15 protein-coding genes are annotated in these 17,357 nt (G+C 43.0%); 1 reads left to right on the forward strand and 14 read right to left on the reverse strand.

The features are described 5' to 3' along the window. Positions 1 to 49: 49 nt before the first annotated feature. The 14 genes from Q7P41_RS11450 to Q7P41_RS11515 form a co-directional block, all read right to left on the reverse strand. Positions 50 to 721 (reverse strand): AroM family protein, encoded by a 672-nt coding sequence (locus Q7P41_RS11450; protein WP_303884380.1) that lies wholly within the window; start codon positions 719 to 721, stop codon positions 50 to 52. After that, the gene (locus tag Q7P41_RS11455; RefSeq protein WP_303884381.1) at positions 714 to 1,547 is read right to left on the reverse strand and encodes a hypothetical protein; all 834 of its coding nucleotides are present in this window, start codon (positions 1,545 to 1,547) and stop codon (positions 714 to 716) included. The genes Q7P41_RS11450 and Q7P41_RS11455 overlap by 8 nt, the downstream gene beginning before the upstream one ends. After that, positions 1,544 to 2,482, reverse strand: coding sequence for a DUF1177 domain-containing protein (locus Q7P41_RS11460; RefSeq protein WP_303884382.1), 939 nt, complete (start codon positions 2,480 to 2,482; stop codon positions 1,544 to 1,546). Before Q7P41_RS11460 ends, Q7P41_RS11455 begins: the two co-directional genes overlap by 4 nt. 13 nt (positions 2,483 to 2,495) lie before the next feature. Next, entirely contained in the window at positions 2,496 to 3,575 is a 1,080-nt protein-coding gene (locus Q7P41_RS11465) for a DUF917 family protein (protein ID WP_303884383.1), read from the reverse strand. 1 nt (position 3,576) lies between these two features. Beyond that, positions 3,577 to 4,245 (reverse strand): aspartate/glutamate racemase family protein, encoded by a 669-nt coding sequence (locus tag Q7P41_RS11470; protein WP_303884384.1) that lies wholly within the window; start codon positions 4,243 to 4,245, stop codon positions 3,577 to 3,579. Then, positions 4,236 to 5,873, reverse strand: a complete 1,638-nt coding sequence (locus tag Q7P41_RS11475) for an OPT/YSL family transporter (RefSeq protein WP_303884385.1) — start codon at positions 5,871 to 5,873, stop codon at positions 4,236 to 4,238. The genes Q7P41_RS11470 and Q7P41_RS11475 overlap by 10 nt, the downstream gene beginning before the upstream one ends. A 438-nt stretch (positions 5,874 to 6,311) precedes the next feature. Then, positions 6,312 to 7,082, reverse strand: coding sequence for an aspartate/glutamate racemase family protein (locus tag Q7P41_RS11480; RefSeq protein ID WP_303884386.1), 771 nt, complete (start codon positions 7,080 to 7,082; stop codon positions 6,312 to 6,314). A 90-nt stretch (positions 7,083 to 7,172) separates the two neighbouring features. Then, on the reverse strand, positions 7,173 to 8,129 hold the full coding sequence (locus Q7P41_RS11485) for an ABC transporter ATP-binding protein (protein ID WP_303884388.1): 957 nt from the start codon (positions 8,127 to 8,129) through the stop codon (positions 7,173 to 7,175). Positions 8,130 to 8,146: 17 nt separating this feature from the next. After that, positions 8,147 to 9,133, reverse strand: a complete 987-nt coding sequence (locus Q7P41_RS11490) for an ABC transporter ATP-binding protein (protein ID WP_303884390.1) — start codon at positions 9,131 to 9,133, stop codon at positions 8,147 to 8,149. Beyond that, positions 9,130 to 10,017: an ABC transporter permease gene (locus Q7P41_RS11495; RefSeq protein WP_303884392.1), complete on the reverse strand. Its 888-nt coding sequence runs from the start codon at positions 10,015 to 10,017 to the stop codon at positions 9,130 to 9,132. Before Q7P41_RS11495 ends, Q7P41_RS11490 begins: the two co-directional genes overlap by 4 nt. 8 nt (positions 10,018 to 10,025) lie before the next feature. Further along, a complete protein-coding gene (locus tag Q7P41_RS11500) occupies positions 10,026 to 11,045 on the reverse strand; it encodes an ABC transporter permease (RefSeq protein WP_303884393.1) in 1,020 nt (339 codons plus the stop codon). 42 nt (positions 11,046 to 11,087) lie between these two features. Next, positions 11,088 to 12,701 carry an ABC transporter substrate-binding protein gene (locus tag Q7P41_RS11505; protein WP_303884396.1) on the reverse strand — a complete coding sequence of 538 codons (1,614 nt, stop codon included), beginning with the start codon at positions 12,699 to 12,701 and terminating at the stop codon, positions 11,088 to 11,090. Between the two features lie 82 nt (positions 12,702 to 12,783). After that, the gene (pepV, locus tag Q7P41_RS11510; protein ID WP_303884399.1) at positions 12,784 to 14,184 is read right to left on the reverse strand and encodes a dipeptidase PepV; all 1,401 of its coding nucleotides are present in this window, start codon (positions 14,182 to 14,184) and stop codon (positions 12,784 to 12,786) included. Between the two features lie 33 nt (positions 14,185 to 14,217). Further along, the gene (locus Q7P41_RS11515; protein WP_303884400.1) at positions 14,218 to 15,285 is read right to left on the reverse strand and encodes an aminopeptidase; all 1,068 of its coding nucleotides are present in this window, start codon (positions 15,283 to 15,285) and stop codon (positions 14,218 to 14,220) included. A gap of 221 nt (positions 15,286 to 15,506) precedes the next feature. Between Q7P41_RS11515 and Q7P41_RS11520 the strand changes: the two genes are divergently transcribed. After that, positions 15,507 to 17,144 carry a PucR family transcriptional regulator gene (locus Q7P41_RS11520; protein WP_303884402.1) on the forward strand — a complete coding sequence of 546 codons (1,638 nt, stop codon included), beginning with the start codon at positions 15,507 to 15,509 and terminating at the stop codon, positions 17,142 to 17,144. The last annotated feature ends 213 nt before the right edge of the window (positions 17,145 to 17,357 follow it).

The following is a 17,357-nucleotide window of genomic DNA, read 5'->3' on the forward strand; positions in this document are numbered from 1 at the left end:
CGCAATCTCTATCAAACCTTTTAGATCATGTAACTCCACAGTCTTTCCCTCACTCCAGCAGTTCCTTGGCTATGCGGCTTGCAACAGTTCTTGCCAGAATTACGGAGCACGAAGTAATTTCTTTTACACGCCTTTTCATCTGATAAGTATAGCCTATACAATCCATTACGATAATCTGGGCACCCCACTTTGACAATTGCTCAGCTCCATTAGAAACAGACGAATCCGAGTTAATATATGGGGAAGCGGCCACCACTTGTAGCTCTTTTGTTATGGTAGACCACCTTTTACGCGATTGCTCTATTTGATCATCTGAAGGCGTAAAGACGCCTAATTTCAACCCGGCACCAATGGCCTTCGTGACCTCGAATAATATCCTTTGTGGTCTTATGAGCAACCCCTTTGCGGGAAATTCGGGAAATTCCCCCGTGCACAAAAGCAAAACCACGGGAATGCCGCTTTCAAAAAGGTTGCTGATTTTGTCCTGGAGTAGAGGAGTGATGTATCTTTCTGCGACCTTGACGGATGTCCCGTCACGCAGCCTGGTCACCAAAACGTAATCTCCCTCTTTTGGGACAAGTTTTGCTATTTCTTCTTTAGTAAGCCCGTCCAAGGCGCCTGCTTCTACTACATCAACTTCTGATCCAAGGATAGGCCTTATATCAGCAATGACATCGCTTCGTGGCGATTGTCCTATAGTTACGGCACCAATTTTATACATGATAATTTATTCTCCTTTTGTACATGCAATTTAGGTGGTCTAAAGCGCCCGGACCGCAATGCAAACACTCTTTTAAGGAATCATCTATGCCACTGGGCAAAGAACCTTTTATAGAACACAGGTATTCCATGAAGCCGTTGGCCCACGTACTATCTCCTTCTACCAAGAAGGTGCTGCTGCCCGCGCCTTCGCAAATCCCACCTCGTCCAATCACTGTTACCTGTATGGCACCCAAGGCATAAATAGCGTCAATTTCATTAAAAACCTCTCCCACAATCGGAACGAGTCCCACGGACATCCCCATGGACAGATCAGACACGTTTCGTCCGCACGCAGAGAGCGCTTCCTTTAAGGAAAAAGGGGAATATTTTTCTAGTCCTGCCACTACAATGACAGGTACTCCTTCGACTTGCAAAAGAGGAAGGATTCTGCCCGGCTCGCCACCAAAAAAGCGTCCGGCCATCATGGCGGCGTTGCCGTCTTTGTCTACGATGTTAGCTCCACAGATTGCCAAATCCTTAGGTCCCATTTGAGATACTATTTCCTCAAGATGCCCATCTGCCGTTTCTGCTTTGCCTCTTTTGATTACGATAGAGTGCGGACCATCAACCTTGAGAGCGGCCGTTACCGCACCCCTTCCGGTTATCCTTCCCGATATTCTCAATTTAATCCCAACTAGTGCTTCAGAGATCGCAGATACAGTAGTGCCGCCTTTAAGGAGAATGATTCCCTCTTTCATCACACGGTTAACTTCAGGCAATGAGGAAATGCCTTTCGCTATGACCCTTTTGCCTTCCTCGACCGTCAACGTCACCTGAATTTTCATTTTGTTTTTCCCAAGGTCTGCAAATGGTTCATGCGCCCGTACAGGGAGACCAATCTGTCGAATTCCGCTGGATCGTAAAAAGAAACCTTTCCTTCGCCATAATACTTTGCAACTTCCACGCTGAATCTGACTGCTTCGTCTATATCGATAGCTTGAGTGGCGCCCGTAGCGCATCCGGGCACTGGCACCTCAGAGGTCAAGGCAACTCCTACAACCGGAGCAGAGGTCGCCGTACACGGCTGCATTATGCTGTTTAAATGGTAAATGTCGTTGCCGTAAGGCGTGATATCCTGCATAGTTATAGGAAACACTGCCGGCATTTTTCCGGTTACGTAGCTCATGAGGGATAACAAATCCTCGCTGACACGTAATATCCATCCTTCTTTTACGGTAGGCGATATGGCAAACCCGCGATGGTTTATGACCCTGTTTCCGCGAGTCGTGTCTATGGACAGGAGCGCATCCAGTTCATCGGTTATTTCCTCCCTATTGGCGATCGCCATATCGATGGGGGAGCCCATGAAAGGAACCGGATCGTGAGGCTGGGTGGGGGCATTTGGACATATATGAGTAGAGACGAATACATCGCCCTTTAAGATATCTCCTTTGCTGTACATGTCGCCCAGGAGCATGGCGGCGGCTACGGCAGCTATTCCTCCATCAGCGTCCGAGACCAAGCCAAGCCTTTCCGGCCTTGCTCCCATACCCCCAAGTCTGCCTACTATGCCAAGCGTTGGGGCACATCTTCCGGATCTTTTGCCCTGGCTTCCCGGGATCCAAACCTTTACAAAATCCGTCTTACCGCCAGGGCCGGTTACTGTCTTTACCTCGACATCTCTAAGCCCTATCTTAACAAGTGTGTCTTTGACGTCCTGTCCGCTTACCTTGGGGTTGCTTAAAAGCTCTATGGCTTCGATGGTCCATTTTAGCGACATGATTCATACCTCCCTAAAATTTTAAGTAGCTTATTATCTCTTTTCCGATTACCTTCTCTACTGGCTCAAAAAGTTCTTTACACCGCATGCCTTCGCCTAGGATTAAATTGCGGGCAGAAGCCACGACAACTATTATTTTTTGCCCCTCACCAACTTCGGCGCTCGTTACGGGGATGCCATTTTCTGCATCAAGCGTCATGATGAGATCGGGAAAGGTGTTGATGCGTTTGCCTTTGCGCTCTAACGTCATGTATTCGTTCCAAAAGGTTATTTCATGACCGTCTTCCAATATAATCTTTCCGTGATCAAATCCTCCTTCGGAGACAAGCTCCTTATCCTTTACACGGGATGTTGTGATTACGTTACCTCCTAAAATATCCATTGAAGCAGAAGCTATAGCCTGCGGGTCGCTTGATTTTACCTTCATCATGGCCTCACCCAGATTGAAAGCCAATCTTATTGCGCCCGAGGCACCATGATCTTTTACGTAGGATGCCTTCACTGGATTTCTTGCCACGGCTACAAGGCCACCCGCACAGACGGCACATTGTCTCACCAAAGAAGAAGTTGATTCCAGGGCGCCTTTGAAAACTGCTTCCAAATGCTTCCCTATTTCAGGATTTCCTCCAACAGCACTTTGAACAGAGATGTAATCTTTGATACGATGCAATCCCATAGAACCCATCAAGCCAGTGGGATGAGCCCGCCCGTTACACGGGGCATCCACCAGCGATAGACCTAAAATAGCAGCTGGTACCCATCCGTTGAAGATAGACCCCCCTCCGCACTCGTTGGTGATGAAGGCATCTATCTTGGAAACGCCCACAGCGCGACACAGTTCGACGGTAAGTGCGTGATCCTGGTCCGTCACAAAGGCTTCTTTAGACGAAGGAGCCCCAACAGCAGAAGAGGTCAATACAACCGATTCGAGATCCACGTCATCGATCTCCTTTAGCAAGACCTTGCCAAGTCTCAATGCTGACCTTGCGAGCTTAATCCCTTCTGCCATTGAGCCGCCGCCGCCACCACCGAGCAGGCAGCCGCCGAGGGCTATGGCATCTACCATATCTTCGGTAATCAAGATTTCACTCAAATCAATTACCTCCTCTTTGCTCTAAAACTGCCCACAAGGCAGCCGCAGCTGCCTTCAGCGGATTTACTACAATTAGACCCGTTTCCTTTGCTATTAAAGATGAAATGCCTATAGTCGCCATTCCGGTACAGGCGAGGGCAACGACTTTGGCACCTTTTTGTCTCAGCTCATCTGCCGCCTTCAGCGTATTTGTCCTGCCCGCAAGGGTCATCAAGTCAAGCGTCGAAATTACGCCTTCAGGTCTTGCCCAGGCTATCATGCGATCCTGAAGTACCGCTTTCATACCCACGGGCACTTCATCTGTAATCCCCAAGACCCCAACGGGAAGATCGAAGGAAAGGGCAATGCAGGCCGTCGTCCTCCCTGCGCCCACTACGGGTATCGAAAGCATATCTTTAAGCTCGTTTACTCCAGGGTCTCCTGCACAGCTTACCAATATACCGTCGAAACCTTCGCTTTCGAATTCCTTTGCCAGGTTTATGACCTTCGGAACGGCCGCTTGCTCCGTCGTGTCATCGTGTATGCCTTCCGGCTGATCAGGAATGCAGCGCGATACCACCTCCAGCCCCGGAAACCACGACATCACCTTTTCCCCGTGAAGTTCGAGCAAATCCCGATCGCTTGTAGTAAGTACCCTTATTAGACCTACTTTTGCCATTTTTACCACCATCCAAAACTCCTCCCTATAGAAAAGAAAAATCCGTATATGCCGTCTCCCGCAATGAAACCAGATCCATAAAGCTCCAATTTTTCTTTGTGCGTTCTTTCATAAATACGCCTTATGCCAACAGCAACAAAAAGTCCAATCCCGTAAATAGGATTGTTTATCAGTAACCCCGTGGCAAAAAGAATGCCTAATGCTCTTTTAGCTCCACCAATAGATTGAATAATCGCCCCAGGTATCGCCCATATGATCAGCTGTCTGAGAATTTGTGGGCTTGAACCAGCTTGAATTGTGACTGCGAAGGCACGACTTACAGGGGGAATCAAATCCAACTTAAAGTGCATGTTCATAAATAAAGCCACCGCAATCATAGCAACTACACCGCCTATCATCTCCGAGATGAACTGCTGACGTCTTCCATCCAGCTCGTAAGGAATATTTTTGCCCATTCCCCTTATGATCCAGCCGGTTTTTAAGTCATAGCCCATGTCCGCAAAGCAAGGACCGGTGCTTGCCACATATCCGGAAAGCAGAGCAAGGGCAAGGGGAGGAAAGTTCATGAACAAACCTATGGATAGGAAAATTATCGTGATAGCAAAACCAGGAAACCATCCAGAGTGCATGGCGCACAAACCCACAAGTATCGGAGCTATGAGCGCTGATATACCAGACCATAGAACCCATAGCGCCAATCTCGAGATCGTCATCTCTGCAAATATCCCAGAGATAAATGCTAAGATCAACGCTCCAAATATGAAAAGAAGAAAAGAGGTAACAATTGCCTTCTTCGTTTGAGAACTATTCACTGTGGGTATGTATTCTGCATCTACCGTTTTATTCGCCGGATCGCTCTTTCGAAATATTATGACAATAGCTTGAATTAGAGACACCAATCCAGCACCAATCATGACACCATGTGGTATGTAGGTTTTACCCAAATCTACAGGAAGGCCAGCTATTCCCATAGAGGACATAAAAGAGGAAATATAGGGGAAATAACCTCTTAAGATTAAGCCCACACCTAAAGCCATCATGGCAGAAGGGTTTGCTATGAAAGCGATGCCAACGCCTGCCATTGGAAGTCCACTTGGTAATATTGGTTTTATCCTTAGAGCTGTGCCTAAAGCACCCAAAAGGATTCCGTGAAATAAAGTCCTCGCTTTAGCTCCACCTTCATCTCCGGCAATCAGCGCAGCGGCAGTGGCAACACCGGGAGGCCATGAGCCTACAGCGGGAAACAGTTCTGAATCATAAACTTTGTAAACAAAATATATACCAAGCAAAGTCGCAATAGTACTTCCCAAAAGCATCGGTACCAGCAACTTTAAATCGCCAAATGCGTACAATATGCCCACGGCTAGAAGCCCACAATTTGCAGCCGCAAAACCTCCTGCTGATGTCATTGTCTGAACTAAATTTTGTCGATCGAGGTTTCTGAACTTGGATAGAGCCGCTGAAGGAATTCTGGCGATCGACATCGCTATCAATGCACCGATGATGGAAGTGTTAGGAGTTATACCAATACGCGCGATAATTTGCATGCATATAACAGCCGCAAAAAAGGTTACACAAAGGCTCACAATAAATGTTTCTTTTTCTATTGCCTTAACGTGTTGATAGGATTTTTCTGACACTTTACTTTCCCTCCTTCTTACTGATTATTTTTTCAAAGTAAAAGTATACCGAGTAGGAGTGGGGGGATTTACATTTCATCCGTAAAAGCAAGATATAAAATTCTAGAGGAGAGGTAATATTTAAATTACCCAAAACGGAGAGCTAGTAACAGTATGTAGTTTCTATTAAGTGATATGACTAAATAAAATATAGGAAAACATATTGACCTTGCTACGCAACACAATAAGTACTTAATTTCACATTAATATGAGCATTAAGTACAAACACAAATAAGTACGGATGAGTAATTGGATAGGCTGACCTCCTTTTTGGTCAAATCTTATTGTTCAATAGCATTATCATTCGTCGATAGCATTGTAATTCATCGAGGCAATATAATAATTATGAGGCTTAAGACTAAATTTAACTCTTAAATCCGATCAAAGTAACACAATTTTTTATTTTTTCTCTACAGGTATTTGAAAATATTCATCAAGTTTCCATTGGCGTATTTCATCTATTTTGGGTGGTTCGTATGCTCCTACTTTACTGATTGTCCAATTGAGTTTATCTCTGCAACTTACTAAGTGTTCGGCTTCTTTACATGCTGCTATCATGGAATCGATTGCTGGTACACCTATGCAATCTTGGATTTTCTCGAAAAACCCAAATTCTTTTGTGCACCCCAAAATAATTACTTCAGCCCCATCCTCCTTTACTGCACGTTCTGCTTCCTTTAGAATTCTTTCTTCGGCAAGTTCCTTTTTCTCTTGAAAATCGAGGACGCCCAGTTCAACAGAGCGAAATGATGCCAACCTATTTTCAAACCCGTATTTTCTTACGTTTTCCTTCATATAGGGGATCACCTTCCGACGTCCTACTATTATCGAAAAGCTGGCTCCCAGTTTAGTAGCTATCGACAAAGAGGCTTCACAAGGCGCAGTAACTACAAGTCTATCGCTCATTTCCCTAGCCTCGTACAAAAAGGGGTCGTAAAAACACCCGATAATTGCAGCATCAAATCCATCAATTTCAGCTTGCTTTATCGTATTCAAGAGTTCAGGACCAATTAAAGCGGAGTAGTACAGGTATTCCAAATGATAAGGGGCTTTACTTAAAGAAGTTGCACATATAGTGCAGTTTTCCGCGTATTTAAGAAGATAGTTTTCAATTTCATTATCATAAGTATTGTAGCCAACAGGGCTAATATACATCAATTTTTTAACCATCTTCTAAAATCCTCCATCTAGTAGTATTTAAAACTAATGCAAATTTTATGTCAATATTTCTTGATATTTTAACAATTTAACATGTACTTTTTAGTACAAATGACACCGGACATGATGTTCTGCTTCAAATTCTTTCATTTCAGGATCTACTTCTTTACATTTATCCATTGCAAATGGACATCTGAGATTGAAACTGCAACCTGGCGGAATATTAACAGGGCTTGGGATTTCACCCCGTGAAGTTATTTTTTTAGGTTTCAGCTGTTCTTCTTCGCCAGTAACAACCGGTATAGAAGATAGCAACATCTGCGTGTATGGATGGAGGGGATTTTCAAAAAATTCTCTTGTTTTAGCAATTTCACACATCTTTCCTAAGTACATTATTGCCACTCTATGGGCCACATTTCTCATTAAGCTTAAATCATGGGTAATAAAGAGGTATGACAATCTGTGTCTTTCTTGGAGATCTACAAGTCGATTAATGACTTTTGCTTGAATGGAAACATCCAAGGCGGATGTTGGCTCGTCTAGTAGGACTAAATCGGGGTCGGTCGCAAGGGCATGAGCTATGGCGACAAGTTGGCGTTCACCACCGCTTAGAGACCTAGAGAATCGATGAACATAAGTCGGGGAAATTCCAACCTCTTCAAGAAGTGCTTCCGGAGAGCTAGGGAATTCACCATTACTGTTATTTTTATGTAATTTCAGCGGGATGGACAAGATCTGTCGAATCGTTCTTCTAGGATTTAAAGAGGAATTAGGATCTTGAAATACAATTCGTATTCTACCTTTCATTTCATGGGGCCTGAATTTGCTAGGGAAGGATATATCCTGACCTTTATATGTAATTTTTCCCTCAGTTGGCGCATACATTCCTACAACTGTATAAGCCACTGTGCTTTTCCCAGAACCAGATTCTCCAACAAGGCCAAGAGTCTCTCCTGGAAATATTTCAAGATTAATCCCATCAACGGCTTTTACAAAAAGCCCTTTTTTATATGGGAAATACTTTTTCAACATGCTCAACCTTAAAACAGGCACATTCATTTACATTTCTCTCCCCGCTAATTCGGATTGATAACGTGACATGCTACAAAATGATCTTTTTCATATATTTTTAACTCAGGTTTTCTTTGGCTACACTCCCCTTTATCAGCAAAAATGCATCGTGGCTGAAACCGACAGCCCGGTGGGGGATTTAAGTAACCAATCATTTCTCCTGGTATGCCCTCCGCAAAGCCCTCTCCTGTCAATTTAGGCACACATGCCAACAATGCTTTCGTATAGGGGTGAAGGGGGTTTGCAAAAATCAAACGAGTCGGGCCTATTTCTACAATCTCTCCGCCATACATGACACAAACGCGATCTGTGGCTTCTCTAACAACTCCTAATGAATGTGTGGCCAAAATTACTGACATGCCTGTTGTTTTCACTAAATTATTTAGGAGCCTTAAAATTTGATCCTGTATAGTAACATCAAGAGAGGTGCCAGGCTCATCAGCGAGCAATAACTTTCTTTCTGTCGCCACTGACATTGCGATGCATACACGTTGCCTCATCCCCCCGCTTAGTTGAAACGGATATGACTCGAAAATTCTCTCCGGATCAGGTAAAAGTACATCAGAAAGCGCTTTTAGAGCTATGTTTTTTACGTCATTTTTGTTAAGATTGACATTCCTGGCTTGCAAGCTCGCTTTTATCACTGACGTTATTTGCTCTCCAACCGTGAAAACAGGATTCAGGGAGCTAGTCGGATCCTGAAATATCATGGACATTTCCGTTCTTCTCATGTTTAACAATTCTGGATGACTTATTCTGCTGAGATCCTTTCCTTTGTATAAGATGGTGCCCCGTGAAGTGGCATTGCTATCAAGCACCCTTAAAAGGGCCCTAAAGGTAGTTGTTTTGCCACAACCTGTTTCTCCAACCAAGCCAAGCCTTTCACCCTCAACGAGACTAAAGGAAATGTCGTTTAAAACGTGCAACAAGCCTTCGTAAACCCTGTAATGGACGTTAAGATCTTTGACTTCAAGCAATACAGTATCATTCATTGTTTTTCCTCCGTTGAAAAGAGATCTCTAAAGCTATCGCCCAATAAGTTAAACGAAAGAACAATTATCATTATTGCCAGAGCTGGAAATACGGTTAGCCACCATTGTGTAGGCATGTACTTGGCTCCGTCCGATATCATAGTTCCAAGGGCTGGTGTTGGTGGCTGTTCACCTAAACCCACAAAGCTTAGTGCAGCTGCTGTCATGATGACAATTCCCATATCGAGAGTCATCTTCGTCAATATGGGAGACAAACAATTTGGAAGCATTTCCCTGAAAATTATATGTACCCAACTGGCTCCCAGCAGTTGCGCTGAGCGAACATAATATTCCCTATTTAAAGTAACTGCCATACCGTAAGCTAATCGGGCATACCATGTCCACCACGTAATGGTTATAGCTAGCATAGCATTCATTAGATTTGGCTTGAGAAGCGCTGCAACCGATAACGCCAGAATTAAAGGCGGAACGGCAAGGAAAATGTCGGTAAGCCGGGTAATAAAAGAATCGATTAATGAACCTTGGAAATAGCCTGCTATTAGACCCATGGTTGTGCCAAAGGGGACTGAAATACTTAGGACCACGACTCCCATCAATAGAGTCGACCTAAGAGCAAATATTATACGGCTAAAGACATCTCTTCCCATGGGGTCGGTCCCGCATAAATGTTTTAGGCTGGGTGGTTGATTGGCATTGATAAAATCAACCACCTTGCCGGCGTGGCTGGGATAAGGAGCAATATAGGGAGCAAATATCGCAGCTAAAACTATTACGATAACACCTATGAAACCTACTATGGAAAGTTTATTTTTAGATAAACGATACCACGCTCTTTTTGCTTTATCAGTCAAATTTCTAAGGGATCCATACTTGTCAGCGCTCATAAATATTATCACTCTCCAGCTTTAAGCCTAATTCTGGGGTCTATGATAGCCACGAGTATGTCAACAAATATGTTGGCAATTATGAAAACAAATCCCACGATGCAAATGACCGCACTCACTGCGTTTAAGTCTTTAAATAGCATGGCTTCCACTCCGTAACGCGAGAGCCCTGGCCAGTTAAATATAGATTCAACTAAAAAAGCATTAGCGAACAATGCACCGATTTGTAGCGCTAATACGGAAACGGCAGGGATTACAGAAGGTCTAAGCAGGTATTTAAAAAATATCTCCCTTTTGCTTAATCCCTGAGCCGTTTCCATGACAATGTAATCTCGCTCACTATTGTCTATCATTGAAGAACGGGTAATCCTCGCCAGTTGAGCCATACCATTCATTGCAAGGGCAGTCGCTGGGAGGAGAAGGTGAACAAAAGCATCTACTGCGACAGGAAAATCACCCCGTAAAATACTATCCACCACGATCATCCCTGTAATCGGTTGAACGCCTAATCCAACGCTTGTACGTCCTAAAACTGGGAGAATTGGCCATTTGTAACCAAAAAGGAGCATAAACAAGACTGCGAAAACAAATGAAGGTGTTACAACACCTATATAAGCTACTATCCTAAGAAAGTAATCCATATAACTGCCTTGGCTTGCAGTTGCAAGAACTCCGAGAAATATCCCGAAAACACATTGAATTATAGCTGCAACAATCACAAGTTCTAATGTGGCAGGCAAATAAATCTTAATGTCATCCGTTACCGATCTCATCGTCATTAGCGATAGTCCAAAATCTCCTTTTAATACACTGGTTATCCAATGAAAATACTGGTACATCACGGGTTGATCGAGCTTTAATTCGCTCCTTAATGCCTCAACTGCCTCTTCTGTTGCTCTGGGTCCTAATGCCATGCGTGCAGGATCACCGGGCACAACTCTGGATAAAGTGAATATGATGATCGACAGCCCAACTAGGGCTACTAACGACCACAAAGTGCGCTTACAAATAAAGCGAAAGATCTCCATGGATTTTGCCTCCCTGACACTAGCAATAAATTAGCTGCCGGCTTATTCTTTAAATTGGACGCCCAACATGTACAGCAAATCTAAACCTGGAACAATAGTTTTTCCTTGTTTCCCAAGTTCCGCAGGCTCCCACGTAAGGTAACCCGATTGATAGGCGTGAACTTCCGGCTCCTCAAAGATTGGAATATGGGGCTGGTATTCTACTATTAATTCTTGCGCTTTGCGATAAAGCTTAAGCCGTTCATTGAAATCGGTCTCCTTAAGGGCCCTGTCAATTGCTTCGTCGATATCGGGATATCGAACCCAACTAGTGTTGGTATATGTCCCGATTGATTCTGAATGATAAATTGCCCGCAGGAGCGAGCCTGCTTCACTGTAATGTGAGGACTCACTAATGGTTGTGCCATGAGGGGTATCTTCCAAACGTGATGCCTGGTCAACAAACTTAGCCCAAGGAACTTTAACAACTTCAACATTAACTCCCAGCTTATCGAAGTAAGTTTGGAAAGCTAAAGCCAGTTTTTCCCTATCTGGGACGTCAGCTACCCATGCTATTTCAACAGGAAATTGATCAGGATTGTCGGCATATTTGGAAAGAGATAACTCTTCTTTTGCCTTCTCCAAATCATAATCATAATAGGGCAAATCAGAGGCTGCACCTATAAGCGAAAGTGCGATTGGGGCTTTAGGTTGTTTTCTCCATGGAAAAATTTGGAGTAATGCTTTGTAATCTATTGCATAAGACAGAGCTTTTCTAAAATGTACATCATCAGTAGGGGGTTTGGCATTGTTCAATGATAGGTACAACATTTTACCGTTGGATATTGCAAATATATCGATTCCTTTGACTTTTTCGAGACTTTTGTAGGTTTCAACAGGCTGATATTCGTCAGTAAACTCAAGTTGTCTGCGCATTATCATAGTTCTAACAGTTACAGGCTCAGAAACGGCGAGCAATTCGAAGCCTTCCGGATTGCCTGGACTGAACCCCTTCCAATATTCTGGGAACTTAACCGCTCTTAAGTGTTGATTGTGTGCCATTTCTACAACCTTATAGGGACCACTCCCGGCGTCGTTATTTATGAGCCAATTTGTGCCATAGTCTTTAAATTCGCCGTAATTTCCGTCTTGTAAATGTTCTAGAACTTGTTTTTTGTTGACGATATAAAATCGGTTGAGTGTAGAAAGAAATGGACCAAAGGGCTCGCTTAAAGTGATTAGAACAGTATCATCTGAAGGATTTGAAATATCCTTCACCAATCCTTCAAACAAGTAGGAAAAGCCTCTTTTGACTGTCAAGAGCCTTTTCATGCTGAATACAACGTCATCTGCGGTTAATTTGTCCCCGTTATGAAATAATATGCCATCGCGAATTTTAAATGTGTATTTTAGACCATCTTCTGATACCGTCCAAGACTCGGCAACACCATTTTTTAGGTTGCCTAAATAATCTTGAAATACCAAAGAATCGTATAAATTTACTAAGGCGATCTGAGAGGCTCGATCATGTCCTTGCGCTGGATCTATGTTGGGTGTATTAGAAGCAGTAAACCTCACTATACGGTCGTCAACGGTGGCCCAAGCGCCACCAGCCAAAATCATCAACACACACAAGATTGCCATGACGATCCGTGTAACTACTTTCTTACCTGCCATATTTCATCACCCTTTTAGATTAGATATGTACTTCTCTTGCTTTTCTCGATACGAAACAGACACCTCCAATTTAGCTGAAAGTTCAATTTGCCAACTCAACCATGGCAGTACCCATTATTTGAAGAATCTTTAAATACTCCTCCAAGTCTATGAACTCATCTGCTTGATGTGCAACATCCGGGCTCTCGGGAAACTTTGGACCGAAGGCTACTATATTTGGAAGGGCTTTAGCGTAAGTACCCCCGCCCATCGATAACAATTTCGCTTCTTGTCCAGTCTTTTCTTCATATACTTTCTGAAGTTTTTTAATCAAAATGCTGTCCTTCGGCATGTTAAGGGGTGCTTTCTTGCGAAGGATGTTCAAGGAAAAGCCTTCCTTCTGCGATAAGGATTCTAAAGACAGAATTACATCTTCAAATTTAAAAGAGACAGGAAAACGTATATCCAAAATTAAAGACAGACAACCATCCTCAAAGTTAATTTGTCCTAAATTGCATGTTAGTTTACCTGATAATTCATCCTCCAAAAAAATTCCTAAGTTAACACCGTTAACGTCACCGTAGAAATATCCGCTCAGTCCCCTTAAACTTTCCCCCCAATCTTCATCGATTGAATATCCTAAAAGATATAAAAGGTTAGCTATGGCATTGACGCCCAGTTCGGGTGTACTCCCATGGGCCGCAACCCCAGACACCTTGATCGTCGCGATTTCGCTCTCTGCATTAACTGCGACTTTTATGCCCTTTTCGCGTGCAACTTTTTTAAAGGCGTTTAATATCTTTTGTTTTTCGGAAAGATCAAAAAAGCGGATTTGGGCTTCTGCTTCAGAGGGTACCACATTAGGTACAGTACCGCCACAAATTCCTAAAAGCAACGCTTTGGAGTTATTGGGCTGTATAAAAGGGACTTTAATACGTACATGCAGCTGTCCTTTTTCATAGGCAACTATAGGAAACTCTCCATCTGGGGTAAACCCCATTATAGGTATTTCCCCGCCATGCTCTAAGTAGTAATGCATGTCCTTCATACCGCTTTCCTCGTTAGTTCCAAATAAGATACGAATTCTGCGTTTTACAGGAAAAGAAAGTTCCTTTATAGCGTACAAAGCCCATAACGCACCTATAATGGGTCCTTTGTCGTCCATTACTCCTCGTCCGAACATTTTATTTCCATGTATCTCTCCGCCAAAAGGAGGACGCGTCCACCCTTCTCCGGAAGGCACCACGTCGAGGTGCCCTAGAACGACAATCATGTTTTCGCTTTCGCCGTATTCAGCCCAACCAACATATCCATCCAAGTCGTACGTTTTAAATCCCAGCGAAGACGCCGTTTTTAAAGCATGATTCAATGCCTCTTTCACTTGAATTCCAAAGGGAGCGTCCAAGGTAGGATCTCCTTGAATGCTCGGAATCCTTATAGATTCTTGAAGATTTAGTATTATTGATGGAAATAAATTTGCAATTCTAGCATCAAGAGATGTCATAGTATTTTCCTCTTCTCACTTTCTGTGGCAGGATTAATAACTCGGAATACCCATTTTTCTGCAAATTTCGGCTGCTTTAGGGTCTTTATAAACACCGTTTTCTTCAAACAAAACGTCATCAAGCAATATCGTTGGATTCAATGTAACTCCATCGGTATGTGATGCCGCTGACCAGCCCTTACCCATGATCTGTTTGCCTTGACTCCCAAATCCAAATTCTATGCATCCAAAAATCCTCTCGTCTTCTACAATTCGCCCTGTAGGCGCGGTTACGCCTGGATTGAAGCCAAGAGAGTAGTGAGCGAGCCTAAACATATTGGGATCGTTGAAGGATTTAAGCCAGGTTTCAAAAATTTTTGCTTCTCTTCCTCCGGAAATTGACTGTATTACCCCCTTTTCTATTTCTAACGCGATTGGCTCTCTTATGATTCCAAGTTGTGCTGGAGGAAATACCGCAGCGTCAAATACTATGGTGCCGTTTATTGTCTCTTCAACCGGACACCAGCTTACTTGCCCCGCTAACATGACAGGGTATCCCTTTTTGGTAGCTTTTTCTCCAGAGAGGCGTATTTTACGTCCTTGATTATATGCCACTAGATCTGTGCCGCTAGGATTTTTAACTTCAACCTTATTTGCTTTTCCAAGTATTTCCTGGAGGTGACGCCCAAGCTCCACGACCATGTCGTAATCTATTCTTTCTACACAGTTAACTAGCATCATCACATCCATGCCCGTTAGGTTGATGTACCTGCATCCCTTGTCCATGGCGTCTCTCCAGGTTTGAGAGTGCATAACGGTGGCGTAAGCTATCTCTATCCACACGTCGGCATTTGCAGTAGCCGCAGCCATATGAGCTGGCATTTCGCTTGCGAAGGTCTTAATCGGAGTAGGGTAGTACAATATAATGGGTTTAGCTCCAATTGCGTAAGCAGCGTCTCCGATCGCCTCGGCAACCCTCCTGTCGCCCGAGCTGTCACAGGTCACCACTACGGTCTCTCCCTCTTTTGCGAGCATAACGTCTCGCACCAATTTCAATGCGCCATTCATAGTTTCCATTGAACAATATTTTTCCGTTGGTTCTATTCCGCTTTTAAATTCCACCGTTAAGCCACCTTCCCTTTTATATGTTACTTTGATTATAGCTGACCATGTAGCCTTTTACATTGGACGCATTGATAAACAAGTAAATATTATTTGTAATTTTCGAACAATTTGCGATTATCATAATATTTGATTTGTTAAATATTACAAAGATTATGTTAATATATTGGGGGAAATGACAAAGCATTCCTCAAAAAGGTCGATTCCCCGGAGGGATAAAAATGTCTCTGACTGTAGAAGAGATGTTACAAATTGGCGTCCTAAGTGATGTGAAAATTCTGGCTGGCGAACAAGGGCTGTCTAACCGAATTGTTAAAACTGTGGTGGTAATAGATGTACCAAATGCTGGTCAATGGGTGAGAGGCGGTGAATTTTTACTTACGTCAGGATATCTTTTCGCGAATGACTCTCTATCATTCGTTGACCTAGTAGATAGCCTCGCCAAGAAAAATGCAGCTGCACTGGGCGTTAAAATCGGACGTTTTCTGAACAAGGTGCCGGAGGAAGCGATAGCAAAGGCTAATAAATATGATTTTCCGATATTAAAAATCCCAACCTTCATGAATCACGTTGACATAATAAACCCGGTGCTTTCGGCAATTGTAAACAGTCAATACAAACTGCTGGAGACAACTGAAGCTATAAGAACAGAATTCCTCAATTCTCTTCTTTTGAACAAGGGAATTGAGGACATGCTCAATATTCTTGCAAGGTTCTTAAACGTTGGTGTAGCGTATATAGATGAAATTTTTGGTATCGGTTACGGTTCCGAAAATAGTTCCTTTAAAGACACTTGCGTCGTGCCTGATATGTTAAGCGAAATAATAAAGGATTATACCCATGTAAAAATTACCAACGCAAATAAAACGATTGGACACCTAGTTTTTGAAAAAGAGCCCAGTTACTTGACTCGCTTCGCTGATGTTGCAATTCGCGAAGCACAAAGAGCACTCTTATTACACTTTCAGAGGATGGAATTTGCATCCAAAGTTGAAAGACGACACAAAGACGCATTCATAAAGGATATTCTATATTCCAAGTTTAAAAAACCAGCCGAGGTTTTCCTGCAAGCGAAAGTCCACGGGTGGGATCCAGGGTGGAAGCTAGTTGTAGCTACTATAAAAACTATCGAAGAAAATAAATCCACTAATAATACAACTACTGATGCTCTCCCAACTACTGATGCTCTTGTTGAAGAGGAGGAGCATTTATTAAACTTTTTAAATGAGAAGCTCAATGTCTACTTCCCAGGAACAATGGCAACGAACATCAGTCCATATTTTGTAGCATTAATACCCCTGAAAGAAGAGAAGGACTACATCGGTCTATGCAAAACAATAGAAAAGTTGCACGACGTACTCACGCGATATATGGAAAGTGACGTTGTTGTTTCTGTAAGTTCGGCGAAAAAAGACTTATCAGAAGCACCGCATGCCTTTTCTGAGAGTTTGGAGACTTTGGATATTTTAAGGCGAATGGAACAAAAACCGGGTGTGTATTCTTGGTGTGACCTAGGGGTAGAAAAGATATTGTGTGCTCTCAAGGGCTCTGAAATAAGCCGAAACTTTTGGAGAAAAACCTTGGGCAAACTTATTGACACGAAAGATGAAAGCTCCCTATTTTTATTCCAAACGCTTGAAGCTCTTATATCAAATGATTGGCAGCTAAAACAAACGGCGGACTTTCTTCACATTCACTACAATACCTTAAAATATAGGATCAAAAGATTAGAAGATATTTTAGGGATTGATGGGTTATCGGAAGGAAAAAGGCGTTTTGATATCAGCTTAGCCTTCATGTTGTACAAATTGGAAAATAGCGATCCTTTAACGCAGTGCAGTAGATTAACACATAATTAAATATTTCACTATCTGGCAACAATTTTTGTAGACTACTGCTGAATTTGCTTCTTGTTATCGTGCTAATAGCTGGTAATTTTACAATTCATCAATTACAAAAATGACACCAACAAAAATGACCCGGTGAAATTTCTGTCTCTTCAGGTTCTTTTTCCGCGCATATTTCTTTCGCTTCCACGCATCTGGTATGAAAAAGACAACCTTTAGGAGGAT

The organism is Acetomicrobium mobile, assembly GCF_937920065.1.

Excerpts from the sequence above, each read along its gene's own strand:
- Q7P41_RS11520 (WP_303884402.1), top strand. The coding sequence starts at position 15,507 with ATGTCTCTGACTGTAGAAGAGATGTTACAAATTGGCGTCCTAAGTGAT.
- Q7P41_RS11500 (WP_303884393.1), bottom strand. The coding sequence starts at position 11,045 with ATGGAGATCTTTCGCTTTATTTGTAAGCGCACTTTGTGGTCGTTAGTA.
- Q7P41_RS11450 (WP_303884380.1), bottom strand. The coding sequence starts at position 721 with ATGTATAAAATTGGTGCCGTAACTATAGGACAATCGCCACGAAGCGAT.
- Q7P41_RS11470 (WP_303884384.1), bottom strand. The coding sequence starts at position 4,245 with ATGGTGGTAAAAATGGCAAAAGTAGGTCTAATAAGGGTACTTACTACA.
- Q7P41_RS11480 (WP_303884386.1), bottom strand. The coding sequence starts at position 7,082 with ATGGTTAAAAAATTGATGTATATTAGCCCTGTTGGCTACAATACTTAT.
- Q7P41_RS11460 (WP_303884382.1), bottom strand. The coding sequence starts at position 2,482 with ATGTCGCTAAAATGGACCATCGAAGCCATAGAGCTTTTAAGCAACCCC.
- pepV (WP_303884399.1), bottom strand. The coding sequence starts at position 14,184 with ATGACATCTCTTGATGCTAGAATTGCAAATTTATTTCCATCAATAATA.
- Q7P41_RS11505 (WP_303884396.1), bottom strand. The coding sequence starts at position 12,701 with ATGGCAGGTAAGAAAGTAGTTACACGGATCGTCATGGCAATCTTGTGT.
- Q7P41_RS11495 (WP_303884392.1), bottom strand. The coding sequence starts at position 10,017 with ATGAGCGCTGACAAGTATGGATCCCTTAGAAATTTGACTGATAAAGCA.
- Q7P41_RS11490 (WP_303884390.1), bottom strand. The coding sequence starts at position 9,133 with ATGAATGATACTGTATTGCTTGAAGTCAAAGATCTTAACGTCCATTAC.
- Q7P41_RS11485 (WP_303884388.1), bottom strand. The coding sequence starts at position 8,129 with ATGAATGTGCCTGTTTTAAGGTTGAGCATGTTGAAAAAGTATTTCCCA.
- Q7P41_RS11455 (WP_303884381.1), bottom strand. The coding sequence starts at position 1,547 with ATGAAAATTCAGGTGACGTTGACGGTCGAGGAAGGCAAAAGGGTCATA.